The following is a 25,227-nucleotide window of genomic DNA, read 5'->3' on the forward strand; positions in this document are numbered from 1 at the left end:
ATCGCCGTCATGCGAAAACTCATCGTCATCGCCAACGCCAAAATCCGCGACGCCAGACCTAAACTCCCAAATCAACAAGTGAGTTGATGACGTGGGCGTTCAAAGATAGCTCTGCCGCGTCCCGGTCTGTGCGGAGCGCTCGATCGCCTCGAGCATCCGGTGCCTGACCAGCGCGTCGGCGAAGCTCGGGACATGGTCGGTGCCGAGCTTGATGTCGCTGCGCATCAGCGCATAGGCATGGGCCAGCGTGTAGAACATGTCGGATGGCGAACTGCCGGAGACGATGCGGTAGCTTTCCGGGACCGGCAGATCCTCCAGCCCGCCCGAAGCGGCCGTGCCGCGGATGCGGAAATCGCCATATTGCAGCCGCCCGCTCTCGCCGGTGATGACGAGATCGCCCATGCTGCCATTGATCTCCCAGAAGAAATTCGCGACCTGCGACGAGCCCGAGCGGTAATGCACCGAGGCGACGGCACCGTTCTCGAGGATACCGCTGATCGCGATCTGGTCGTCGATCGTCTTCGCGACCTCCTCACCCGTATCGGTGCGTCTCACCACGGGGAAACGCGTCGCCAGCGTCGCCGAGAGCTCACGGAACTCGCCGAGGCACCAGCAGAAGCCGTCGATCGCGTGGCCGAACTGGACGGTCAGCATCGAGACGCCGTTGCTGCGGTCGAGCCCATAGACCAGGCGCGGCTCGATCGTCGCCCCCCAGGCGCCGGCGGAGGCCGTGAAGGTCGACGAGATCACCTCGCCGATTCGGCCGGAGGCGACGAGGTCGCGGATATAGCGGATCGTCGGCGAGGCATGGCCCTGCAGGCCGACAAAGGCGGGCACCGCCTTCTCCTGCGCCAGCGCCGCCATCTGCTCGGCCTCCTCGCGGCCATTGCCGAGCGGCCATTCGCAATAGACCATCTTGCCGTGGTCGAGCGCGGCCCGCACCAGCTCGAGATGATAGGGCACGCGCACCGCGACCACGACGAGATCGACCTCGGGGCGCTTCACCAGCAGGGCCGGGTCGTGGAAGAACAACGGCACGCCATGGGCCTGTGCGGCTTCGGCCGCCGATTCAGGCCGCGAGGTCGCCAGCGCCCGGATTTCATAGCCGGGCACGAGCTTGAGAGCCGGGACATGCGCCCTGCCAGCCCAGGAGCCTGGCCCGCTCAAGCCGATGAAGCCGAGCCCGATATCATCCGCTGCCATGCGCTGTGATCCGTCTGATGGAAGGCCGCAATCCGCGCGGGATCACCGCGCGAGCGGTCGGAAAGCGGCCCTGTGCCCGCTGGCGAGCTTGATAACAGCCCCCGCACCATCAGAGAAATCGAATGTTTATCGGCATTATGATCGAAAACATCGATAGTCGACGAGGTCGCCGACCGATCTCACCGGCGCCTCGGCCAAGGCGAGCGCTGATACGATCGGATCAGATTACGCATTCGCTATCAATATTTTAGAGCTGGATCCGATCAGATTGATTCAACCTGATCATTCGGGTCTAGGGTTTCGCAGCTGCCATTCGACGCTGCCACTCGGCCAGGAAGCGACGCAGATTCGCCTCGGGCGGCTCCGCCAGGGTCGTGGGCGCGTGCTCGATCGCGGTCGCGATGCCCTGCATGTGGGCCGTCAATTGCGCCCAGTCCGGCCGCGCCCAATTCGCCGTCGGCACGACCGAGAGGACATAGACGAGGTTGTAGCGGCCGGTGCGGGTCAGCCTGCTGAAGCTGTCGGGCTCGGCCATCGCCGCGAGCGCTTCGACGATCTGCATCTGCCCGGCATCGGGGACGCCGCCATCGCGCAGCGCAGTGACGATGCGCTGGGCCGTGGCCGTCCGGTTCTGCGCGGTCGACCCGTCGAGCAGCCGCACCGAGGCGGCGATCTGGGCCGCGTCGCTGGGCTGGGCCTGGACGGTCGGGAGCGGCTTCGCCGCGCGAAACCGCTCGTCGAAGCTCAAACCGGTGAGACGCTCGATATCGGCAACGCTGACGCGGTAGAGATCCGGAATGAACGGCACCCGCTCGCGCTTCTCCCCGGCATCCGAACTTTGCCGGATGAGGAAGGCGTCGACGACGAGGGCCCCGTCCGCGCTCGGCGAGACCGCGATCTTCCAGAAGGCGCGCGGCAGGCGGACATCGCCCATGGCGTCGCGCACGACGACGGGATCATCGTCGCGGAAGACCGGGCCCGAGAAGACCGCGATGCGGCCCGCGCTCTTGTTGTGCTCGGTCAGCACCCAGCGCTCGAGCTCGCTCCAGACGCCGCGGTTGAAATTGTCGAACTGGACGGTGATGTTGGGGAAGACATTGACATTGGCCGAGGCGCGGCTGTCGACGAGATCGTCGCCGCCGGTGAAGAACGGCCCCCAGGTCGCCTCCTGCCGGGTCACGAGATGGCCGCGGTCGAGGTCGTTCTCGGCGAAGACGGCCGGCGTCAGCTGGTCCCGCGCGGGCACGCGCGGATCGCCGACGAAAGCCTCCACGCCACGTGGCAGGACGAGCAGGCTGCGGCGGTCGACATTGCTCGCGGTCACGACCGCCATCCGCCGCGCGCTGTTGAAGACGACGCTGTAATTGACATAGTCGAGCGGCCGGCCTTCGGCGAAGGCCACAGCCTTCACCTCCGGGGAAAGACCGGGCAATGCGAGGCTGGTGCCGAGGAATTCAGGCTGGTAGCCGGCCAGCGCCGGATTGGCGGCCGAGGCCTCGGCCTGCACCCGGGTCTGTTCCTGCGCCTTGGCATAGGCATCCGCGCTCGGCGGCCGCACCAGCTCGCGCAATCCTTCGGGAACCGAGTCGATCCTGATCTGGCCCTGGGCGACCTCCCGGCGCAGGAAATCGGTCGCAAGATCGAGCTGCCCCTTGAGCTCGGCGGCTCCGTCGATCCGCTGCCTGACAGACTGGAGCTCCTGTTCGGACAGCGCCCGCAGGCGCTTGTTCGCCTCCAGCTCGGCATTGGTGAGGGCAAGCTGGTCGACGCTGGACCGCCACGCGAGATAAAGCGCGATGGCGATGGCCGAGACCAGGACGGCGGCAGCGAAATAAAGAAACGAATGGTTGCGCGTCTGATTGCGTTCGCTCGCCGCGATGAATTCGGCGATCTCCGGATCGGTACGTCGGTATTCCGCCGCCTCGGCCAGCGCCCGTCCAGTCAGGCAATAGCCAGGCTGCTTGCCGGAATTGCGCCATTGCCGCGCCAAGGCGCTAAGGCGCACCTGCTCACGGCTGGCCTTCTGCGTATCGGACACCGCAGGAGCTGGGCTCGGCGCGGGAACCGGCTGCGGTGCCTCTGCCACCATCGGCGGAAGGGGTATCGCCAGAGCCTCTTCGATAGCCGACAGCGCCGCTTCGGGATTCGTCTCGGGCGCCATGGCCACGGCGGCTCCGGCCCTCCCCCGGCGGGGAGCCGCCGCGACGGTCGTTTCAAACCTCGGCGGGGCTGCAACTGGTGGCGCGACCGAGGCCGTCGCTGGCGGGGCCGGAGCCATTGGCGCAGGGGCCATTTGCGGCCGGACCGGCGTGGCAGGGGCTGAACCTGCGGTGGCGGGCTCAACCGGGACAGCGGCCCCGACCATCGGCTCGGGCGACGGCCGATACTCCTCGATGACCGGCAGCGTCGCCACGGCCTCGCTGGAGGGAGACAGCACCATCAGCTGCGCCGACCAATAGTCGAGCAGATCCTGGGCGGCGCGCCGTTCGCCATCCTCCGAGAGGATCGCGCCGGTCGCCTTGATGCGGTCGGAGAAGACGCGCAGGTCATGCAGGCCGGGACCGAGCCCCGTCCCGCTGCCTGACTTGCGGCGCAGCGGCCGCGTCGCCTGGATCAGCTCGACATGCTCGCGCCGCAGGGCGGCGAGCGGGCCGGACGTGTCGTCGAACGAGGATTGCATGGGTTCCGGGGTCATGCGTTCAGAAGTCATGGCAGCGCCGCCCGCAGGGTTTGCAATGTCGCGCGCAGGCCGGCGAGCTTGTCGAGCTCGCTCTCGAGCTGAGCGCCGGTCGCGGTGGCCCGCTCGCCGGCCAGGGCGAGATAGTCGAGCATGGCGGCGTAGAGGTCGGCTGTCGCGTCCGGCTGCCTTTGCACGGCAGCGGCGATCGCATCGCCGACCGTGTCGGCAAGCTCCCGCTCCTTCTGGTGCAGCGCCGTGTCGGTATCGAGCAGGCAAAGCGTCCGCACGACCGTGCGCGCGGCCGTCCATTGCTCGTTGACCGGCCCGAGCCAGGCATCGTCCGGGTTGGAATTATCTGATGGGATCATGTCGCGCATGTCGTCGAGCGCATCGCCCGCCTTGATCCAGCGGGCATGGACCTCCTGCCGATGGGCGAGCGCGACCCGGCAGCGCAGGATCGCCGGCGCGATCGCGCTGATCGCAGTGGCCAGCCCGGCCGAGGCGGCCGCGTCGCGCAGCGCCACGGCAACCTGCTCGAATGGCAGGGACGCGGCATAGGCCAGCAGGTCCTCGTCGAAGCGGCCGGCGGTCGCGTCGAGAAAATGCTGCAGGACGTTGCGGGCCGAACGGATGGCGTTGAAGTCCTTGGCGGCGAGCGCGCTGTTATAGGGACCGAGCGCATTGCCGAGCCCGGCGACCCAGCGCGCCTCGATGGCGTCCGGCCTCGCCTCCGACAGGCGCGCGAGCAGGGCGGTGCCGGTCTCGACCGCCTCTTCCAAAGCATCGACATGCTCCTGCGAGGTCGCCAGGAAGAAGGCGCTGGGTGCGGTCTCGTTCTCCAGCAGCGGCATGACCGTGCGCGAATGCTGCTCGAGCTGCTGCGCCGAGTTGCGCATCGCCTTGAGCACATCGGTCCGCTCGACGGAATCGGCGGCGGCTGTGAGGAGCCGTCTCAACCCCTGCGCCGCGGCGTCGCCGTTGGGCGGAGCCAGCCTGGCCTGCTGCGGCCAGGCCGTCGTGATCGCGGTGACCGGCGGGGCGATGTCCTCGAACTGCCTGAAGGCCTGGCGCATCGTCTCGGTCAGCCGGCAGCGCAGCCGGTCGTTCATCTCGATGCGGGTCGCCGCGCCGATCAGCAGATCTACGAGCATGCCGTGCCGGCGCGAATGGTCGACGCATTTATCCGCCATGATCCGCTGCGGCTCGCGGTCGTTGACGATCTCCAGAATGATGTTCTCGCCATGGACGCTGTCCATGACGCGTTTCATCTCGGCGAACTGGAAGCTGTCGCCGATCGCGTTCTTCACCCCGCTGAGATCGATCCCGTCGAAAGGCAGACCCATCAGCGTCCCTACCCGTTCAACTATGCTCAACCCAGAAAGGCGGCGTGGCCCGCGGCAACGAGATCCGCACGGATCAGATGCGCGGGTACGCCCTGGTTGAATTGTGGCGTTCCCCAGGCCGGATCGCCGAAATGATGCAATGCGACGAGCGCCCAGTCCATGTTGAACACCGGCGAGCCCGAGGAACCGCTTTCCGTATTGGTGGAATAGCGCAGCCGTGGCCGGTCGGACGGCGGCGGCAGCGGCAGGACGGCCTGGGTGTCGATCGCCAGCTTCATCGGGCCGCCATCGGGATGCTGCACGATGATCAGCGGCGCGCCCTGGGCGGGATCGGCCGCCTTTGCAGGCAGCGCGACCCAGCCGCGCGGTTGTCCGCCCAGGGCTTCCGCCCCGATCGGACGGGCCAGGCGCAGCAGGGCGAAATCGAGCTCGGTCGCGGTCGGCGCCGGAGTATCCGGCATCTGCGTCAGCTCGGCCGGCGCATAGGGCCGATGATAGACGACGCCATCGGCATGGAGCGGGACGCGGGTGCCCTCGTCCCGCCCGCCGTCCGGGCGCTCGGCATAGTCGAAGCGGCAGGCGATCTTGCCGACAACCCCACGGGCCACGGCCTTCTCGACGACATGCCAATTGGTCAGCACCGCTTCGGGGCCGATCAGGAAGCCGCTGCCCGCCGCGCCATCCTCGATCTCGATGCGGCAGACCTGGCGCTGCGTCCGCATCAGATCGAAGGCCCAGGTCCCGATATTGAGCTGCTGCAGATGCGGCTTGATATTGCGCTGCAGGCCGGGAGCGAAAGCGCCCTCGGCGACGGCCGGTCCCGGCGCGCCGCTCTCCTGCAGGTCGAAGACCGGCGGGCTCTGGCCGGCGAGGCCGATGATCTCCGGATAAAGCAGCGCGATCTGCAGCCTGACATCGCCGCGCTTCGGGCGCTCGCGATAGACCTCGGCCAGGAACTGGCTGGTCGCGCCTTCCTGCTCGAGCGCACGCAGGAGCTCCCGGATGGTCCGGCCAAGGGGCATGCCGCGGCCGACCCAGTGGACATAGAGCTCGTCGCCGGTGGTGAGACCGACGAGGCGTTCGAGATCATAGTCGCTGAGCGTGCCGGCAAGCAGCGCTGTCAGGTCGTCGATCTGCTTGGGCGTCAGAGCCATCTCGCCACTCCGGCAGCTTAAGGCCGGCTCGGGCGACGCGCCCGCGCCCGGCGGCCGACGGCTTCCCCGCGGACGGTGTTGAACTGGTCGGCGGCGAGCAGCGCGGGATCGAAGACGACGCCGGTCTTCGCCGCGATCTCATGCAGCGGCCGCATCACCGCGACGAATTCCGCGGGCACGACGAACTCGAAATCGACATCCGACAGGTCCTGCTCGAGGACGAAGCCATAGGTGGCGAGGCCATCCTCGGTGCGCGCCGCGATGACCTTCCAGTAACTGCCCGGGATCTTGGCGCGGAGCACGGCGCCGCCATCGCCGACGCCGACGAAGACCTCGTCGCTATCGGCGAGCACCGGGCCGGCCAGCACGCAAAGGCGCTCGCTGGCGGCTTCCGAAAGAACATGGTTCTCGAGATCGCCCCAATTATCCTCGCCATCGCTCGAGCGGTTGAAGCCGGCGACCTGCGGCGAGCAATTGGTGACATGGAAGCTGTCGCCATTGGCCCGGCGCACCTCCTGATAGCTGCGGCCCCAGGCGACATCGTCGCGGCGCACGATATGGCCCTTGTCGAAGGCCTTGCGATCCTTGGTGAAGAAGACGTCAGGGAGCTGGAAGGCAGCATCGAGCCGGCTGTCGAAGAACCATTTCTCCTGGTCGTTCTTGCCGAGCCCGCTCAGGCCCCTGCGGGTATAGTCGCCGGCCGGATCGGGCTTCTTCAGCTTCGGCTCCTTGGTAACGTTGGAGGCCGTCACGAAGGCGAGCCGCCGCGCGGCATGCATGCGCAGCGAGAAATTCTGGTAGGAGAGCTCGTCGCCGCCATTCCTGGTCTTCGCGAGCACAGCCTGGTTCGACGCGGTCGGCATCGGCACCGCAAGCACCGCCCTCTCATCGGCGCCGGCATCATCTCCGCCGAGGAAGGCGGGATCATAGCCCTTGCGCGAAGCGTAGTCGGTGTCGTGATCGGGCTCGCGCAGCGCCTCGGTCTCCGCAGCCATCACGACGCTTTCGGCCGCGCCCGTGACGGTGGCGCCGACAAGACGCGGCTCGCCGAAGGACAAGGTGATGCGCAGCGGCACGTCCAGCGTGATCGCTCCGCCCGGCAGGCCCGTCATCGTCACCCCTCCGCCCGATGCTGTCTTGCTGTCGGCCGCGTCATCCCGGCGCGGCGCGGCATCCGCGGCGGGCTGGGCCGCCTCGCTCGCATCGGCGCGCAGCCACCAATCGCCCCAGATATTGGGACCACCGGAGGGCGTGCCGGCGAACCTGACGCCGGCGGCCACGACCCGGCCGTCCTGCGCCAGCGCGGCGCTCGGAACGGCATAGTTCTTCTGCATGTACTTGCCGCCGAAATGCAGGCCGAGGACGCGGCCATTGGCGAGATCGAGGATCGCCGAGCCGGAATTGCCGCCGAGCGTCGAGCAATCATGCGCGGCGGCATCGACGATCTTGCCGAAGCTGCCGACCCGCACCGCCCCCTGCAATTCGCCGGGCTGCAGGCGCTTCACGCCGAAGGAGCCACGAAACAGGCTCTGCTGCTCGGCGCTGGGATTGCGGCCATCGAAGGCGGGATAGCCGATGACGTAGATGTCATGGCCGGCCGGCAGCTCGCGGGCGTCGTCGAGCGAGAGTTCGAGCGGCGTGATCGTCGCCGGCAGGCCCTCGACCTCGAGGATGGCCATGTCCCAATAGGGGTGGATCATCCTGATCTTGCGGATCTTCAGCACCGCCCGGCGCGCATTGTTGAGCTCGCGCAGAAAATCGATCTCGGAGCCGACACCGGGCATGAAGCTGACGCTGCGCTCGCCAAGCCCGGCGGCAAAGATCTCGGCGACGTGCCGGTTGGTCATCAGCAGGCCGGCGCCGACGACGAAGCCGGTGCCACCATAGGGAATGCCGGGAATATTGACGAGCTCGACGCGGCCGATCGCGGGGATCGAGGCCATGATACGGTTCTTCAGGACAGCATCGTCGGACAGCTGGGTCCAGAGCGCGTGGGTCGAGGTGAAGCTGCCATTGACGATATCGATCACCGGCCGGATGTCGGATGCGATCAGCGCCTCCAGGCCGAAGGCGATATCGGGTGCCATCTCGGCATCGGGGCGGCGGAGCGATTCCAGCGCGGCGCCGGGACCTGCCTGACGCTCGAGCCCTTCGAGCCCCGCGGGGCGCTCCTGGCTGCCGGCCGTCAGGTCGCTGACGAGTTGCTCCGCGCCGCCATGCTTCTTCGAGACCATCTCAAGATAGGCGCGGAGCTGGTCCGCATCGACGTTAGACATCCTGATCTCCCCCCAAAGATGATGACTGCAATGCCGAGTGCCGACTGTGACTTATGTCTCACTTCTCCGGGGCCGCCGGCGGCTCGAGCGCACCCGGCCGGCCAACCAGCCAGGCCAATCGATCCCTTGCCGTCTCGGTGCCACGGGCCGGCGCCTCCTCGAGGGAGGTCGCAGCCACCGCCGTCTTCAGCAGCGCGAGGCTGATCTCGGCGTCGCGCCGCGACCAATCGACCGGCAGCAAGGCCGCCTCGGGCCCGAGCCGCCTGACCGCGAGATCGCGAACCGACGCGCCGCGCGACAGCTCGGCGACGGTTTCCGGCCCCTCTTGCAGCCCCTCTCGCAGCCCCTCTTGGCCGAAGCCCAGATCGAAATCGGCCTTGAGCAAGGCTCCAGCATCGACGATGCCGGCGCCCATCTCGGAGGCGTCCCAGCCGGCGGGGGCGCGCGAGGTGGCGCGCAGCAGGCGGCGGAACATCGCCTGCACCGTCTCGCCGCGCTTACGCGCCTCGCCGACGACCTTGGCGCGGCCGTGATGCGCGAGCCAGCAGGCGGCGACGCCAGCGGTCAGCGCAACGGCGAAGCTGGTGCCCTGCCCCTGGCCGGCATCGCCGGTCTGGGCGGCGGCCCGGTAGACGTTCTGGGCGGGGGCGGAGATGTCGACCGCCCCGCCGTGGCATGAGCCCGGCCAGGGCTTGTCATGCGCGTCGGTGCCGCCGACGGCGATGCAATCGTCGTAGCGCGCCGGCCAGACCACCTCGGAGACGCAATTGCCGGCGGCCGCCAGGACGATGACATCGGCGGCGACGGCGCGCTCAAGCGCGCGCCAGAGCATGAAGGAAGCGATGCCGCCGAGCGACATGGTGATGACATGGGCGCCGTTGGCGACGGCATGGTCGATCGCCTGGGCGACCGAGACCTGCGAGAGGCGGATGACGCTCTGGATCGCGCGGATCGGCATCAGGCTGGCGGCGGGCGCCGTGCCGGCGACATCGAGCGTTTCCGGGCTGACCGCGACGCTGGCCGTGGCCGTGCCATGGCCGGGATTGCCTTCCGGCGACATCGGATCGGTCGGGTCGGTCGGCGTCTTGCCGTCGCCGAGCAGGTTGAACGGCTTGACGATGTCGATGCCGCGCAGCTCGGCATGCTTGGTGAGCCCCGTATCGGGCTGCGCGATCACGATGCCCTTGCCCTGGCTCGGCCGGCCCTTGGCCTTGGCGAAGGCCCAGGCCGCCGGCACGGCCATGGTGTCGAGCGCCCAGCGCTTGCGCGCCTTGAGATCGGCCTCCTCCGCGACCCAGCAGCCCGGCAGCAGGGTATCGACGCTCTCGATCGCGGCTTCGTCGGGCGGCGACAGGCGCTGGATGGGCATGACGGCATGGATGATCTCGGGCTCGGCAACGGCGAGGCCGTAAGCGGCGACGAGGGCGTCGGCCGCCGCGAAGGCCGCGACGGCGTTGAGGAACCGGTGATTGGGCAAGGTCAGGATCGCCTCGCCGGTCGGCTGCCGCTCGATCTGCGGATACAGGGCCGCGAGATCGCGCTCGATGGCCGCCAGTGAGTCGGCCGGCTCGGCCGGGCTCGGGAACAATGCGAATCGGGCCGGGGCCTCGGCGGGCGTGCGCGCGACGAGCGCGGCTGTGACGAGGGCTGCGGTCTGCGTCGGCGTCGCCATGGTCGTCCCCTTCCCCTTCGACGAGAAATCAGCAGAAAGCGCGCTGGGTCCGAGACCGGACCCAGATCGTGAACCGGCCTCGCTCCGTTCGGCTCAGAGCAGCGACGCAATGTTGGCGGGAGATTCTGCGGTTGCGCGGGGCCAGGCCAGAGCGACCGCCACGCATCGACATGCCGATCAGGTCAGCTCGGTTCAGCAGCCGCTGCCGGCGCATGACGGCCGGCGAAACAGCAATAGCGAGGCGCATCGGCAATGGCTCCTCCGACCATCACGGCGCTGCGCTCCGAGACGGCCCCTTGTCAGAGTCCAAGCAATTATGACTTCAATTTATGTAGTTTTTTACACAATCCTAATCCAGACTAAACACGAGCGTCGAAAGGCGCAACTGTTCGGAAGTTGCGCCGCGAGGAGAGCGTAGCAGCTGGAGATATATACCGACCCAGCGGACAGCCGGATCATCACATTATTCGACTAAGAAAATCGCGCGCAGTGCGTCCGCTCGATCAACGCTTGATTTCACTGCTTTCAACAATGCGCACGAGGCCAAGCGAAATCACAAGGGCACTGGAAATCCGTAACTCCAACGATTCCCGCCGTGTTCAGCACCGCGACCACGAAACGACCTTGGTGAAACTGGCCCAGTCTTCGGGGTCGACCCAAGCTGACGCTGCTCTAGCGCGGCAATCTTTGCAACAACGTATTTGAATTGCTGGCGCGGCCTACGGGAGTCGAACCCGTCTCCCCAGCGTGAAAGGCTGGTGTCCTAACCGATAGACGAAGGCCGCGGGGCTTCGGTCGCAAATCAATGCAACCCATCGGAAGCGGCGCGAGCTATAGTGCGACAAGGCGGGCTCGGCAAGCCCGAGTTTGGCAATCTCCTGGCCATGCACAGCCGGGTGTGGCGGGCGGCCGGTCAAACCACCCGGGCGAGGTCGAGGATACGCAGCTCGGCCGTCTCGTTGCCGCCCCAGCGGTTGAGGCTGAGATTGGCGGCGAGATGGACCGTCTCGCCCCGCGCAGCCTGCAGCGCCTGGCCGAGCGGCTCCGCCGCAGCGCGGAAGGCAATGCCGCCGATCGTGGCGCCGTCGCCGCTCCTGAGCTTGATGCGGATATGACCGCCGCTGCCGATCTCCATCACGTCGACCAGCCGGTGCGAGGGGAAGACGAAGGCCGGCTCCGGGCAGCCCGCGCCAAAGGGGCCGGCCTTGTCGATCTCGGCGAGGAGACGCGGGTTGGCGCCGCCGGCGCTGAGCGCGGCATCGATCAGCAGGGCCTCGCTCTCGCGAGTGCTCGCGACTTCGGGCGCCAGACGCTGGGACAGGAAGTCGTGGAAGCCGGCACCCTGCCCGGCCGCCAGCGTGATGCCGGCCGCCATGGCGTGGCCGCCGCCCTTCACCGCCAGGCCCGCGTCGACGGCGGCGCGAACGGCCCGGCCGAGATCGACCCCCGCGACCGAACGGCCGGAGCCGGTGGCGCCGCCCTCCCGGTTGAGCGCCAGCGCGAAGGCCGGGCGGCGGAAGCGCTCCTTCAGCCGCGCCGCGACGAGGCCGACAATGCCGGGATGCCAATCCGGGGACGAGGCCAGCAGCACCGCGAGTTCCGGCGTCTTCATCAGCGCGTGGTCGGCCTGCGAGACGGCCTCCTCGACGGCGCGCTTCTCGATCTCCTGCCGCTCCTGGTTGAGGCGGTTCAGCTCGGCGGCGATGCTGCGGGCCTCGACCTCGTCCTCGGTCAGGAGCAGGCGCGCACCCAGGCCAGCATCGCCGATGCGCCCGCCGGCATTGATTCGCGGGCCGATCAGGAAGCCGAGATGCCAGGGCTGGACCGGGCCATCCAGGCCGGCGACATCGAGCAATGCCGCCAGGCCCGGCCGGCTGCGGCCGCGCATCATGGCGATGCCCTGGCGGACGAAGGCGCGATTCAAACCCTTGAGCGGCACGACATCGGCCACGGTCGCCAGGCCAACGATATCGAGCGCGGCAAGCAGATCCGGCTCGCTGCCACGGGACGCCCAGAAGCCGTGGCGGCGCAGCGCCCGATTGGTCGCGACCAGGGCCAGGAAAACGACGCCGGCGGCGCAGAGATGGCCGAGGCCGGAAAGATCGTCCTGCCGGTTCGGATTCACCAGCGCGGTGACCTCGGGCAGATGCTCCGGGGCCTGGTGATGGTCGAGCACGACGACATCGAGCCCGAGCCGACGCGCCTCGGCCAGCGGCTCATGGCTGGTCGTGCCGCAATCGACCGTCACCAGCAGCGTCGCCCCCTCGCCCGCCAGCATGCGGATGGCCTCGCTATTGGGGCCATAGCCTTCGATCAGACGGTCGGGGATGTGGATGCGCGGGCGGGCGCCGGCCTCCTTCAGGAAGCCGGCCAGCAGCGCCGAGGAGCAGGCGCCGTCGACATCGTAATCGCCGAAGATCGCCACCTTCTCGCCGGCCTGGGCGGCGCGCGCCAGGCGTTCGGCCGCCGCGTCCATGTCGATCAGCGTCGAGGGATCGGGCAGCAGGTCGCGCAGCTTCGGCTCGAGATAGCGGTTGGCCTCGGCGGCCTCGACCCCGCGCCCGGCCAGCACGCGCGCGACGATGTCGGGAATGCCCTCGATCTGCGCCAGCGCCTCGGCCCGGCCGAGACCCGCCGCATCGAGCCGATCGCGCCAGAGGCGACCAAGCACGGACTTGGTGACGCCGAGAAACGGGCGCTGGGCGGTGACGTTCATGTCCATGGGGTCGCGCAGCGCAGGGCCCTCGTCAACCAAAACCACCCCGTTTGCCGCGGCCATCCACTGCGCCATAGTGACTCAACGAGAACAAAACAGGGGAATGTACTCATGCCTGACGACGCCGACGTCATCGTCATTGGCGCCGGTCTCGCCGGCCTGGTCGCGACCGCGGAGCTCGCCGATGCGGGCCGCAAGGTCATCCTGCTCGACCAGGAGCCGGAACAGTCGCTCGGCGGGCAGGCCTTCTGGTCCTTCGGCGGGCTGATGCTGGTCGATTCGCCGGAGCAGCGGCGGATGCGCATCCGCGATTCGCGCGAACTCGCCTGGCAGGACTGGCAGGGATCCGCCGGATTCGACCGGCCGGAGGATGAATGGCCGCGGCGCTGGGCGCAGGCCTATGTCGATTTCGCCGCCGGCGAGAAGCGCGCCTGGCTGCATCAGCAGGGCATGCGCTGGTTTCCGATCGTCGGCTGGGCCGAGCGTGGCGGCCATCTCGCCAACGGGCATGGCAACACGGTGCCGCGCTTCCATGTGACCTGGGGCACCGGGCCGGGCGTGCTCGAGCCTTTTGTGAGGCGGGTGCGTGAGGCGCAGGGGAAGGGGCTGGTCTCGCTCCGCTTCCGGCATCGCGTCACCGGGCTTTCCGTAAGCCGCGGCAAGATCGACGGGGTCGAGGGCGAAATCCTGGCGCCGAGCGAGGCCGCGCGCGGTGCTCCGAGCTCACGCGAGGTCGCCGGCGCCTTCGCGCTCGAGGCCCAGGGCGTGATCGTCACCTCCGGCGGAATCGGCGGCAATCACGAGCTGGTCCGGCAGAACTGGCCGAAGCGGTTGGGCGAGCCACCGAAGCGCCTGCTCTCCGGCGTGCCCGCCCATGTCGACGGCAAGATGCTCGGCATCGCCGAGGCGGCCGGCGGGCGGCTGATCAATGGCGACCGGATGTGGCACTATGTCGAGGGCATCCATAACTGGGGCCCGCTCTGGCCACGGCATGGGATCCGCATCCTGCCCGGCCCGTCCTCGCTCTGGTTCGATGCGCGCGGCAACCGCCTGCCAGTGCCCTGCCTGCCCGGCTTCGATACGCTCGGCACGCTCGAGCACATCATGGGAACCGGGTTCGACTATTCCTGGTTCGTGCTGACGCGCAGCATCATCGCCAAGGAATTCGCCCTGTCCGGCTCGGAACAGAACCCGGACCTGACCGGCAAGAGCTGGCGCAAGGTGATCGAGCGCGCGACCAAGGGCATTCCCGGCCCGGTCCAGGCCTTCATGGACAAGGGCGAGGATTTCATCGTCGAGAGCGATGTCTCGCGGCTCGTCGCGCGCATGAACGAACTCAGCGGCGACAGCCTGCTCGACGAGGCGCATCTGCTCGGGCAGATCGAGGCGCGCGACCGCGAGATCGCCAACCCGTTCGGCAAGGACCTGCAACTGACCGCGATCCGCGGCGCCCGTGCCTATCTCGGCGACCGGCTGATCCGGACCGCCAGGCCGCATCGCATCCTCGACCCGGCCCATGGTCCGCTGATCGCGGTCAGGCTCAACATCCTGACGCGCAAGTCGCTGGGCGGGCTGCTGACCGACCTGTCGGCACGCGTGCTCGGTTCCGATGGCACGCCCCTGCCCGGCCTCTATGCGGCCGGCGAGGCGGCGGGTTTCGGCGGCGGCGGGCTGCACGGCTATCGCGCGCTCGAAGGCACCTTCCTCGGAGGCTGCATCTTCTCGGGCCGCATCGCCGGCCGGGAGGCGGCGAAGGCGGTCGGCTGAGCCCGGACATCCGGGCCTATTCGCATATCGCCCGCGCCGGGCTGGCAGTGGCGGGCTTCCTCGCCACGGCGATCGCGCTCACCGGCTGCTAAAAGGGCCGCCACCGTTTTCTTGATCCGGCCCCGCGCCTGGTCATGCGCGACACCCGATCCGGCGCGATCGGTACGGCGCTCGCTTGGGCGGAATCGCTCCGCCTGGATATTCCCTGTTCAGATAGGTTTTGCCGATCAGAGCAGCATGTTGCAGCAAAGCCGCGCCACGGCCTGGGCCCTGGTCCTGGCGCCGAGCTTGCGCTTGGCATTCTCGACATGGGCATGGGCCGTCGCCTGCGAGATGCCGAGCCTGTCGGCGATCTCGGCATCCGACAAGCCGTCCGCGACGAAGCAGAGGCAATCGCGCTCGCGCCGGGTCAGCTTGGGCGGCACAGTCAGCGGGCCGGCGAGCGCCGCCATGCGGTCATGCGCCATCAGCGCCGCGAGCGTGATCGCCCGGATCTCGCGCGGCGCCAGGTCGAAACGCTCGAAGGCCATGCTGACGACGCCGACGCGGCCACCCGGCTCATGGCAGGGCACGGCGAGCCCGTCCGCGAAACCGAGCTCACGCGCCAGGTCCAGCCCGCGCCAATTCTCGAGATCGGGAAAGCCGGGCGCGCTCCAACGGAAGGCGGAGTGACGCCGTGCCGGCGCGAAGATGACCGGGTTGCCGCGGTCGAGCCCTTGCCTGGCATAGGCGTCCAGCCATCCCGGCGGTGAGAACTGGGCGTAGCGACGGCCGGCCTCGACCATGCGACCGGTCGGCAAGGTCTGCGAACGGGGAAACGAGCCGGCGTAAAAGCCCCTTGCGCCGAAGGGTTGCAACGCATTGCGCAGGCTCAGCCCGACTGCGGACGGCGTTTTCTCGGCCTCAAACCCGGCGATCAGTTCGAGAGCCTGGACGAGCACGGAAGTCACGGGCAGCCATCAATTAGGACCTGCGAAAATGCAGATCGCGATCGATACTATCGATTAACCGTGGCTTCGTCGATGACCTTAGGTCAGCAGCAGCGCGCGTGCGCGCAGCACCCGGCATCGTCTCGCAACGTGCCGGGCTCATCTTGCGCGGACCGCTCAGCGCTCGGCCGAGGCGGCCCAGATATTCACGCCACCCTCGCCGGCATGCCGGTCGATCAGCGCCAGTTCCTCGGCGGTAAAGTCCGGATTATCGAGGGCCGCGACGCAATCGACGACCTGCTCCGGCCGGCTCGCGCCGATCAGCGCCGAGGTGACGCGCCCGCCGCGCAGGACCCAGGCGATCGCCATCTGGGCGAGGCTCTGGCCCCGGCCGGCCGCGATCTCGTTCAGGGCCTTGATGCGGTTCAGGTTGTCGTCGCTGAGGAAGCCGTCGCGGAACGAGGGCGCCTTCTTCGCCGCGCGGCTGCCCTCGGGCACGCCGCCAATATACTTGTTGGTCAGCATGCCCTGCGCCAGCGGCGAGAACACGATCGAGCCGATGCCTTCCTGATCGAGCGTGTCGAGCAGCTTGTCCTCCTCGATCCAGCGATTGAGCATCGAATAGCTCGGCTGATGGATCAGGCAGGGCGTGCCGAGCCGCTTCAGGATCGCGACGGCCTCGCGGGTGCGCTGCGAATTGTAGGAGGAGAGGCCGACATAGAGTGCCTTGCCCTGGCGCACGGCGGTGTCGAGCGCGCCCATCGTCTCTTCGAGCGGCGTGTTCGGGTCGAAGCGGTGCGAATAGAAGATATCGACATAGTCGAGCTTCATCCGCTTCAGGCTCTGGTCGAGGCTGGACAGCAGGTATTTGCGGCTGCCCCATTCGCCATAGGGGCCGGGCCACATGCGATAGCCCGCCTTGGTCGAGATCACCATCTCGTCGCGATGATCAGCGAAGTCTCGGCGCAGGATCTCGCCGAAATGGGTCTCGGCCGAGCCTGGCGGCGGGCCGTAATTATTGGCGAGGTCGAAATGGGTGATGCCGAGATCGAAGGCGGTGCGGCAGATCTGGCGGCCGGTATCGCCCGGCGTGGTCTCGCCGAAATTATGCCAGAGGCCGAGCGAGATCGGCGGCAGCATCAGGCCGCTGCGACCGCAGCGGTTATATTTCATCGTGTCGTAGCGGTTCGCGCTCGGCATCGTTCCCCCCAAATCCGGTTGTCGAGTCAGGCCGGCACCCTGCAACCTCCGGCGCGCGGAAGCCATAGCGCGCCGGGACTGGCAGCGATGTCGGACCGGTATGGTAGCGGGATCATCGCACCGGACATCCTTTCCGGCCCGATGATCTTTGTTTCGCATCGGCTTCTTCCGAAAACCGGAATCCACTTTTCGGGCCGATGCGCCGCCCTGCCCTCAGTCGAGCTTGAACTTGCCGAATTCGCGATGCTCGCCATAGATCCGGCGGACCGTGCCGGTGATCGAGCGATAGACGATCGTCTCGGTCTCGATCACATCCTGGCCGAACTTGACGCCGGAGAGCATGCCGCCATCAGTGACGCCGGTGGCGGAGACGATGACGTCGCCCGAGGCCATCTCCGACATGTCGTATTTCTTGTTGGGGTCGAGGACGCCCATGCCGCGGGCGCGCTCGCGCTTCTCCTCTGTGTCGAGGATGAGCCGTCCCTGCATCTGGCCGCCGACGCAGCGCAGCGCCGCCGCGGCGAGCACGCCCTCGGGGGCGCCGCCGATGCCGAGATAGAGATCGATGCCGGTCTTCTCCGGCTCGGTGCAGAAGATCACGCCGGCGACGTCGCCATCGGTGATCAGGCGGATCGAGGCTCCGGTCTTGCGCACAGCCTCGATCAGCGCCGCGTGACGCGGGCGGTCCATGATCAGGGTCGAGATCTCATGCGGCTTGACGCCCTTGGCCTTGGCCAGCGCGTTGATGTTGTCGGCCGGCGAGGCGTCGAGATCGATCAGGCCGGGCGCATAGCCGGGGCCGATCGCGATCTTGTCCATGTAGACGTCCGGCGCGTAGAGCAGCTGGCCGGCGCCGGCCATCGCCATGACGGCGATCGAGCCGGGCATATCCTTGGCGCAGAGCGTGGTGCCCTCGAGCGGGTCGACCGCGATATGCACCTTCGGACCGGTGCCGAGGCCGACCTTCTCGCCGATATAGAGCATCGGCGCCTCGTCGCGCTCGCCCTCGCCGATGACGATCTCGCCGTCGATCGGCAGGCGGTTCAGCTCGCGCCGCATCGCATCCACCGCCGCCTGGTCGGCCGCCTTCTCGTTGCCATGGCCACGCAGGCGGGCGGCGGAAACGGCGGCGCGCTCGGTGACGCGCACCAGCTCCATGGAGAGGAAGCGTTCGATGATCTGGGCGGAGGAGATGGTCAGTTCGGACATGCGGCGATTTCCTTTATCTGGCATCGGGCCTTTGGCGGCAGGCAGATGAATGGCAGCCCAACGGGCTTGCCATGCGCGCTGCCCTATTCCCGTTCGATCCGTATCACCTGCGGAGGCTCGGCAATGTGACCATCGGCCGTGACCTTGTCGAGCGCGGTGCGGATGGCGGATTCGCTGGTCGCGTAGGTGATCAGCACGACCGGCACCGGAGCGCCGGAGCGTCCTGCCGGATCGCGGGCGGCCGCCGCCTCGGAGCGACGCTGGACGATGCTCTCCAGCGAGATATCGGCCTCGGCCATGCGGGTCGCGATCGCGGCGGCGGCGCCGGGACGGTCGGCGACGGCAAGCCGCACATAGTAGCCGCCCTCGTGGCGCTGCATCGGCGCGCGCGTCGGCTTCTCCAGACGCGCCACCGGCAGGCCGAAGGGCAGCCCGGCCGTGCCACGCGCGACATCGGCGATATCAGCGACGACGGCCGAGGCGGTCGGGTCGCCACCGGCGCCCGGACCGACCAGCGTGATCTCGCGGACAGCGTCGGCGTCGATGGTCACGGCGTTGGTGACGCCCATGACCTGCGCGATCGCGGAGGATTTCGGCACCATGGTCGGATGCACGCGCTGCTCGATACCGGTCTTGGTGCGCTCGGCGACGCCGAGCAGCTTGATGCGATAGCCGAGCTCGTCGGCCATCTTCAGGTCGAGCGGCGTGATCGAGGAAATGCCTTCGACATGAATCGCTTCGGCGTCGATCTTCGTACCGAAGGCGAGGCTGGTCAGGATGGCGAGCTTATGGGCGGTGTCGTAGCCCTCGACATCGAAGGTCGGGTCGGCCTCGGCATAGCCGAGGCGCTGGGCGTCCTTCAGGCAGGCCTCGAAGGTCAGCCCCTCCTGCTCCATGCGCGAGAGGATGTAATTGCAGGTGCCGTTGAGGATGCCGTAGAGCCGGGTGACATTGTTGCCCGAGAGCGCCTCGCGCAGCGTCTTCACCACCGGGATGCCGCCGGCCGAGGAGGCCTCGAAGGCGAGCGCGACGCCCTTCTCTTCCGCCAGCGTCGCCAGTGCGACGCCGTGATGGGCGAGCAGCGCCTTGTTGGCGGTGACGACCGACTTCCCGGACGAGAGTGCTGCCTCGACCGCCGCCTTGGCCGCCCCGTCGGACCCGCCGACCAGTTCGACCAGGCAATCGATCTGCGGGGAGCGGGCGAGCTCGACCGGATCGTCGAACCAGGTCAGGCCGGAGAGATCGATGCCGCGGTCGCGGTTGCGGTCGCGGGCCGAGACCGCGGTGATGCGCACGGCGCGGCCGCTGCGGGCAGCGAGCGCATTCTCCTGGCGTCGCAGGATGCGCAGGACGGAGGAGCCTACCGTACCGAGGCCAGCGATACCGATGCGCAGGGGAGCAAGATCGGAGGTGGAAGCGAGCGTCGTCATGTCGCCGGGGTCGCATGCGGCAACGGACGAGTCAACGGAGCCGGTGCGCAGAGCGCCCCCGAGCCCCTCGCGTCGCCCGCAGGTTCAGGGACGAAGCGCCGAGACGACATAGGCCTTGATCTTGCCCTCGATCGGCCCGTTGCCGAAGCGGCGGGTCAGGGCCTCGGCCGCGGCCCTGGTCGCCATATCGAGGCCATCATCGGGCGAGCGCGCCTCGATCTCGCTGCGCAACGGCGTGCCCTGACAAAAGGCGGTCGCGACGTCGAGCGCGGAACGGCCCCGGCTCACGCGGCTCAGCGGCTCGATCGTGATCGCCTCGAAACCTGCCGCGCTCAGGTCCAGGCGAATCCGCTCGGGGTCGTGATAGCCATGCGGCGTGCGCTCCATGAAGCGTGGCGGGTCCTCGGGGAAGACCGGCTGCAGCGCCTCCTGGACGACATACGGGAACTCGTTCTGCGCAATCCTGTCCCAGGCGTTGAAGAGATAGTGCCCGCCGGGGTTCAGCACGCGAAAGACCTCGCGATAGGCCCGGATCCTGTCCGGGAAGAACATCACGCCGAACTGGCAGGCCACGACATCGAAGCTCTGCTCCTTGAACGGGAGAGCCAGCGCATCCGCCTGCCGCCAGTCGATAGCAACGGCCGCATCCTGCCGCGCGGCGGCCCGGTCGAGCATCGCCTGATTCAGGTCGGAGGCCGTGATATGCACCCGCCCATCCAGACGGGACACCATGGCCCGGGTCAGCGCCCCCGTACCGGCAGCGACCTCGAGGATCCGCAGCGGCTTCAGCCCGGCGACGCGCTCGGCGAGATCGGCCGCATAGGTTTCGAAGAGCAGCGGAACCAGCAGGCGGTCGTAGATTTCGGGAATCGGGCCGGCGAAGACCTTGTCCGACGTCGTCATCGCACGCTCCTGTCAGGCAGGACGGTCTGTTGCGACGCCGGAGGGGCGATCGCTCAACCGTCGACATGTCCAGGGGCGGCAACCATACGACCGAGCGGGCTCAGGCGGAACGGGCGGCGGCTGTAAGAAAAGCGACCCAGCGGCCAGGGTCTGTCTAATCGAACCTGCAGACCACTTCCGCCGCCAGCCGGCGCAGCTTGCCCTCACCGAAGGTCAGGTGCAGGCGCAGGACCTGGCTGCCGAAGGCGGTGGTCTTGATGGTGCGTAGCGCTTCCAGCGTGTCGCCGGTCCAGGTCGTGGAATTCTCGATCTTCGGCTGCCAGAACCAGGGCTTTGGCGGCACGATCTCGATCGTCTTGATGACGTCCTCGGCCTGCGCCTGCGTCATGCCATTGGGCAAATAGCGGCTGGCGATCTCGGTATCGTCGCCGCCGCATTCGCCGGAACGGGTCGCGGTCAGGACATCCGCGACCAGCTTGGAATTGGTTTCCGGCGTGCGACCGCGCGAATAGTCGAAGGTGACGATGAGGCAGACCAGCGCGAACAGGCCGATGACGATACCGATCAAGCGGCCTTTGATCATGCGTAGTCCCTGCCCTCTTCAGCCCAGCGCCGTCTTAAAGCGCAATGGTGCCGGGCGGAAGCGGCAATGCTGACGCGGGCTCAGGGTCTGTCCTCCCATTGGAGGACTGACCCTGGAGCATTTCCGCGCTTCTCCGAATCGCGAAAATCCTCTATCCCTTTGTTTTGACGCATTTTCTTGACGCGAACCGGTGTCCACTTCGCTCGAAAATGCTCTAACCCGCCTTCGGCATCTGGATGACGTTGTGCAGCAGCTGGTCGGCGCTCTTCAGGAAGCGGCCGACATTGCGCGCCGCCTGGCGGATGCGCTGCTCGTTCTCGACGATGGCGATGCGGACATAATCGTCGCCATGCTCGCCGAAGCCGATGCCGGGCGCGACCGCGACCTCGGCCTTCTCGATCAGCAGCTTGGAGAACTCGAGCGAACCGAGATGCCGGAATTTTTCCGGGATCGGCACCCAGGCGAACATCGAGGCGTTCGGCGCCGGGAAATCCCAGCCGGCTTTGCCGAAGCTCTCGACCAGCGCGTCGCGGCGCTTGCGATAGACCTCGCGCATCTCGCGGATGCAGTCGTCCGGGCCATTCAGCGCCGCAGCGGCCGCGACCTGGATCGGCGTATAGGCGCCGTAATCGAGATAGGATTTCACCCGCGCCAGCGCCGCCAGCAGCCGCTCGTTGCCGACAGCAAAGCCCATGCGCCAGCCGGCCATCGAGAAGGTCTTCGACATCGAGGTGAACTCGACCGTGACGTCCATCGCGCCCGGTACCTGCAGCATCGAGGGCGGCGGGTCCTTCTCGTCGAAATAGACTTCGGCATAGGCGAGATCCGAGAGCAGGATCAGGTCGTGCCGCTTCGCGAAGGCGACGAGATCGCGGTAGAAGTCGAGCGAGGCGGTATAGGCCGTCGGGTTCGCCGGATAGCAGGTGACGAGCGCGATCGGCTTCGGCACCGAATGCAGGATCGCCCGCTCCAGCGCCGGAAAGAAGGCCGGGGTCGGCTCGGCCGGGACCGAGCGAATCACGCCGCCCGCCATCAGGAAGCCAAAGGCGTGGATCGGGTAGCTCGGATTGGGCACGAGCACGACATCGCCAGGGCCGGTGATGGCCTGCGCCATATTGGCGAAGCCCTCCTTCGAGCCCAGGGTCGCGACGACCTGCGTCTCGGGATTGAGCCTGACGCCGAAGCGGCGCTCGTAATAATGCGCCTGGGCGCGACGCAGGCCGGCAATGCCCTTGGAGGCGGAATAGCGGTCGGTGCGCGGCTTGCCGGCGGTCTCGACCAGTTTCTCGATGACGTGCTTGGGCGCCGGCAGGTCGGGATTGCCCATGCCGAGGTCGATGATATCGACGCCCTTAGCTCGCTCGGCTGCTTTGATCTTGTTGACCTGTTCGAAGACGTAGGGCGGCAGACGTTTGATGCGGTGGAAATCGGTCATTTCGAACAGGTCCTTTGCCGGGATCGGCTATCCTCTACTGTTGCTTCGTGCCGAAAAGTGGACGCCGGTCTTCGGCGGAAACCATGCGACAACAAAAAGCGACAGCACCGGCCGTCCAGACCGATGCCATCACACGCAGATCAGATCTTGCTCAGGCAGACCAGATTTTTGCGCGGACAGTCCTTAGCACCGCATCTTCGGTCAGGGCAGTTAAAAAAACGCAAGATTCGACGAAAGAGCGATCCACTGGCCTGGAAGCCACAGCTGGATCAGCGGACCGGACATTTATCCACGCCGCTGATCCAGCTCCTTATTTCGCAACCTGGTTGCCGGGCCCACCCGCCTAGTGAACAGGCGCCGGAGCCGGCGGCGGGGTGGAGCCGAGCTGCTGGGCCTGCGTGCCGGCGGCCTCGTTGGAGATGCGCTTGGCCTCCAGATCGGTTTCCAGCTTCTTGAACTCGTCAGGCAGCTTGCGCGGCGCGGTGCGGGTCACGCTGCTATTGACCGGGATGTAATCCGCGTCGGCCCGGCGCGTCTCCTTGACGAAGGGCTTCGATTCCTGCGCCGTCGTCGCCATGCCCGTCGCCTCGGCAATATCCTTGGAGCAGCCGGCCATCGCGAGGCCTTGCGCGGCAATGGCGAGCAGCAGCGCCAGGCGCTTCGTCATATTCATGTAGGAGTGCATTGGCAGGTCCGGCGCGTTGCAGAATTCTTTTTTTATACCATATCGTTTAGGTCCTTACTGGGACCAAAATCGGAAGCAAAGGGCTTCTGCAGAAGAAACGGCCAGGGGAGACGAGCCATGTGCCCGCCAGCGGACGACAAGTCGAAAGGTGCGAACGGCGCCGACGACACGCTGGCCCCGGATTTCGACCAGCTCGCCCAGAACATGGGCCGCCTGATGGAAGAGGCCGGCAAGGTCACCGCCGCCTATCTCAAGCCGCTTGAGCGTGGCGAAGCCAAGACCGGAGCGGCCGACGAGGTCAGCGAGATGGTCAAGACCATCGGCCGCGTCGCCGAGCGCTGGGTCAGCGATCCGCGCAGGATCATCGAGGCACAGGCCTCGCTGACCACCGACTTCATGACGCTCTGGAGCAACACGCTGAAGCGCGCCGGCGGCGAGGATGCGCCCGCCGTGGCCGAGCCGGACAAGCGCGACGCGCGCTTCGCCGATCCGGACTGGTCGGCCCATCCGATGTTCGACTTCATCAAGCAGGCCTATCTGATCGGCTCGCGCTGGGCCGAGACGATGGTCGACAAGGCCGAGGATCTCGATCCGCATACGCGCGAGAAGGCGCGCTTCTACGTCAAGCAGATCGCGAGCGCGCTCTCGCCCTCGAATTTCGTCGCGACCAATCCGGAGCTGCTGCGCGAGACCCTGCGCCAGAATGGCGAGAACCTGGTGCGCGGCATGAAGATGCTCGCCGAGGATATCGAGGCCGGCAAGGGCGAGTTGAAGATCCGCCAGTCGGACGCGCGCGCCTTCGAGGTCGGTGTCAATATCGCGACCACGCCGGGCAAGGTGGTCTACCGCAACGAGATCATGGAGCTGATCCAGTACGCGCCCGCGACCGAAAAGGTCTTCAAGCGGCCGCTGCTGATCGTGCCGCCCTGGATCAACAAGTTCTACATCCTCGACCTCAATGCCGAGAAGAGCTTCATCCGCTGGTGCGTGGCGCAGGGGCTGACGGTCTTCTGCATCTCCTGGGTCAATCCCGACGAGCGCCATGCGGCCAAGGATTTCGAGAGCTATATGCGCGAGGGCATCTTCGCGGCGCTCGACGCGATCGAACAGGCGACCGGCGAGAAGAAGGTGACGACGATCGGCTATTGCGTCGGCGGCACCCTGCTCGGCGTCACCCTCGCCTATATGGCCGCGACCAGGGACAAGCGCATCGAGAGCGCGACCTTCTTCACCACGCAGGTCGATTTCTCCAAGGCGGGCGAGCTCTCGGTCTTCGTCGACGAGGACCAGATCAAGTCGGTCGAGGAGCAGATGGCCCAGCGCGGCTATCTCGACGGCTCGCGCATGGCCGGCGCCTTCAACATGCTCAGGCCGAACGACCTGATCTGGTCCTATGCGGTCAACAACTACCTCAAGGGCAAGCTGCCGACGGCCTTCGACCTGCTCTACTGGAACTCCGATTCGACCCGGATGCCGGCCGCGAACCACTCCTTCTACCTGCGCAGCTGCTATCTGGAGAACAGGCTCTCCAGGGGCGAGATGCGGATCGCCGGCAAGCCGCTCGACCTCAAGGCGGTGACGATCCCGATCTACAATCTCGCCGCCAGGGAGGACCATATCGCGCCGGCGCAATCGGTCTTCATCGGCTCGCAGCGCTTCGGCGGACCGGTCGACTACGTCATGGCCGGCTCAGGCCATATCGCCGGCGTGATCAACCCGCCGAGCAAGATGAAATACCAGTACTGGACCGGCGGTCCGCTCAGCGGCTCGTTCGAAGAGTGGACGAAGAGCGCGACCGAGCATCCCGGCTCCTGGTGGCCGCACTGGATCGAATGGATCAAGGCGCAGGCGCCGAAGCAGGTGCCGGCGCGCGAGCCGGGCAGCGGCAAGCTGACGCCGCTCGAGGATGCGCCGGGCAGCTATGTGAAGATCCGGGTGTAGCGCCCTCCAGGACAGGCGCCGTTCCGTCGGGAGATGCCAGGGTCACGTCCGGGCATGATGTACAAAACAAAAAGCCGGCCCGAGGGCCGGCTTTTTTATGC

The 25,227-nt window shown here is 67.4% G+C and carries 17 protein-coding genes and 1 tRNA gene; 2 read left to right on the plus strand and 16 right to left on the minus strand.

Translation table 11 applies throughout. The features are described 5' to 3' along the window. Positions 1–99: 99 nt before the first annotated feature. From EV560_RS15970 to recJ, 8 genes are all read right to left on the minus strand, one after another. Positions 100–1,203: a Gfo/Idh/MocA family protein gene (locus tag EV560_RS15970; protein ID WP_131856796.1), complete on the minus strand. Its 1,104-nt coding sequence runs from the start codon at positions 1,201–1,203 to the stop codon at positions 100–102. Positions 1,204–1,495: 292 nt separating this feature from the next. Next, on the minus strand, positions 1,496–3,898 hold the full coding sequence (locus tag EV560_RS15975) for a DNA/RNA non-specific endonuclease (RefSeq protein WP_165923489.1): 2,403 nt from the start codon (positions 3,896–3,898) through the stop codon (positions 1,496–1,498). Positions 3,899–3,909: 11 nt separating this feature from the next. Next, a complete protein-coding gene (locus EV560_RS35785; protein WP_165923490.1) occupies positions 3,910–5,226 on the minus strand; it encodes a hypothetical protein in 1,317 nt (438 codons plus the stop codon). Between the two features lie 26 nt (positions 5,227–5,252). Next, a complete protein-coding gene (locus EV560_RS15980; RefSeq protein ID WP_131856798.1) occupies positions 5,253–6,380 on the minus strand; it encodes a trypsin-like serine peptidase in 1,128 nt (375 codons plus the stop codon). 17 nt (positions 6,381–6,397) lie between these two features. Next, positions 6,398–8,656, minus strand: coding sequence for a DNA/RNA non-specific endonuclease (locus EV560_RS15985; protein ID WP_131856799.1), 2,259 nt, complete (start codon positions 8,654–8,656; stop codon positions 6,398–6,400). Between the two features lie 58 nt (positions 8,657–8,714). Further along, a complete protein-coding gene (locus EV560_RS15990) occupies positions 8,715–10,328 on the minus strand; it encodes a S8 family peptidase (protein WP_131856800.1) in 1,614 nt (537 codons plus the stop codon). A gap of 710 nt (positions 10,329–11,038) precedes the next feature. Beyond that, positions 11,039–11,113 (minus strand) — tRNA-Glu (locus tag EV560_RS15995). Between the two features lie 128 nt (positions 11,114–11,241). Next, the gene (recJ, locus tag EV560_RS16000) at positions 11,242–13,050 is read right to left on the minus strand and encodes a single-stranded-DNA-specific exonuclease RecJ (protein ID WP_131857248.1); all 1,809 of its coding nucleotides are present in this window, start codon (positions 13,048–13,050) and stop codon (positions 11,242–11,244) included. A 105-nt stretch (positions 13,051–13,155) separates the two neighbouring features. Between recJ and EV560_RS16005 the strand changes: the two genes are divergently transcribed. After that, complete coding sequence (locus EV560_RS16005) at positions 13,156–14,811, plus strand: FAD-binding dehydrogenase (protein WP_131856801.1); 1,656 nt, start codon at positions 13,156–13,158, stop codon at positions 14,809–14,811. 227 nt (positions 14,812–15,038) lie between these two features. Here EV560_RS16005 and EV560_RS16010 read toward each other — a convergent pair whose 3' ends face one another. The 8 genes from EV560_RS16010 to EV560_RS16045 all read right to left on the minus strand — a co-directional run bounded on the left by EV560_RS16010 (position 15,039) and on the right by EV560_RS16045 (position 23,173). Continuing rightward, positions 15,039–15,761, minus strand: a complete 723-nt coding sequence (locus tag EV560_RS16010) for a helix-turn-helix transcriptional regulator (RefSeq protein ID WP_131856802.1) — start codon at positions 15,759–15,761, stop codon at positions 15,039–15,041. Positions 15,762–15,917: 156 nt separating this feature from the next. Further along, complete coding sequence (mgrA, locus tag EV560_RS16015; RefSeq protein WP_131856803.1) at positions 15,918–16,940, minus strand: L-glyceraldehyde 3-phosphate reductase; 1,023 nt, start codon at positions 16,938–16,940, stop codon at positions 15,918–15,920. Between the two features lie 213 nt (positions 16,941–17,153). Then, positions 17,154–18,149 (minus strand): class II fructose-bisphosphatase, encoded by a 996-nt coding sequence (gene glpX / locus EV560_RS16020; RefSeq protein WP_131856804.1) that lies wholly within the window; start codon positions 18,147–18,149, stop codon positions 17,154–17,156. A gap of 83 nt (positions 18,150–18,232) precedes the next feature. Further along, a complete protein-coding gene (locus EV560_RS16025; RefSeq protein ID WP_131856805.1) occupies positions 18,233–19,579 on the minus strand; it encodes a homoserine dehydrogenase in 1,347 nt (448 codons plus the stop codon). A gap of 84 nt (positions 19,580–19,663) precedes the next feature. Next, positions 19,664–20,482 (minus strand): class I SAM-dependent methyltransferase, encoded by an 819-nt coding sequence (locus EV560_RS16030; RefSeq protein WP_131856806.1) that lies wholly within the window; start codon positions 20,480–20,482, stop codon positions 19,664–19,666. A 154-nt stretch (positions 20,483–20,636) separates the two neighbouring features. Continuing rightward, positions 20,637–21,065, minus strand: coding sequence for a hypothetical protein (locus EV560_RS16035; protein WP_131856807.1), 429 nt, complete (start codon positions 21,063–21,065; stop codon positions 20,637–20,639). Positions 21,066–21,279: 214 nt separating this feature from the next. Further along, positions 21,280–22,500: an LL-diaminopimelate aminotransferase gene (locus EV560_RS16040; protein WP_131856808.1), complete on the minus strand. Its 1,221-nt coding sequence runs from the start codon at positions 22,498–22,500 to the stop codon at positions 21,280–21,282. A 343-nt stretch (positions 22,501–22,843) separates the two neighbouring features. Then, positions 22,844–23,173, minus strand: a complete 330-nt coding sequence (locus EV560_RS16045; RefSeq protein ID WP_131856809.1) for a hypothetical protein — start codon at positions 23,171–23,173, stop codon at positions 22,844–22,846. A gap of 129 nt (positions 23,174–23,302) precedes the next feature. Here EV560_RS16045 and phaC point away from each other — a divergent pair, with 129 nt between their 5' ends. Next, positions 23,303–25,126, plus strand: a complete 1,824-nt coding sequence (gene phaC / locus EV560_RS16050; RefSeq protein ID WP_131856810.1) for a class I poly(R)-hydroxyalkanoic acid synthase — start codon at positions 23,303–23,305, stop codon at positions 25,124–25,126. Positions 25,127–25,227: the final 101 nt, after the last annotated feature.

Source organism: Allobosea sp. BK604 (assembly GCF_004341515.1).
Classification (GTDB): domain Bacteria; phylum Pseudomonadota; class Alphaproteobacteria; order Rhizobiales; family Beijerinckiaceae; genus Allobosea.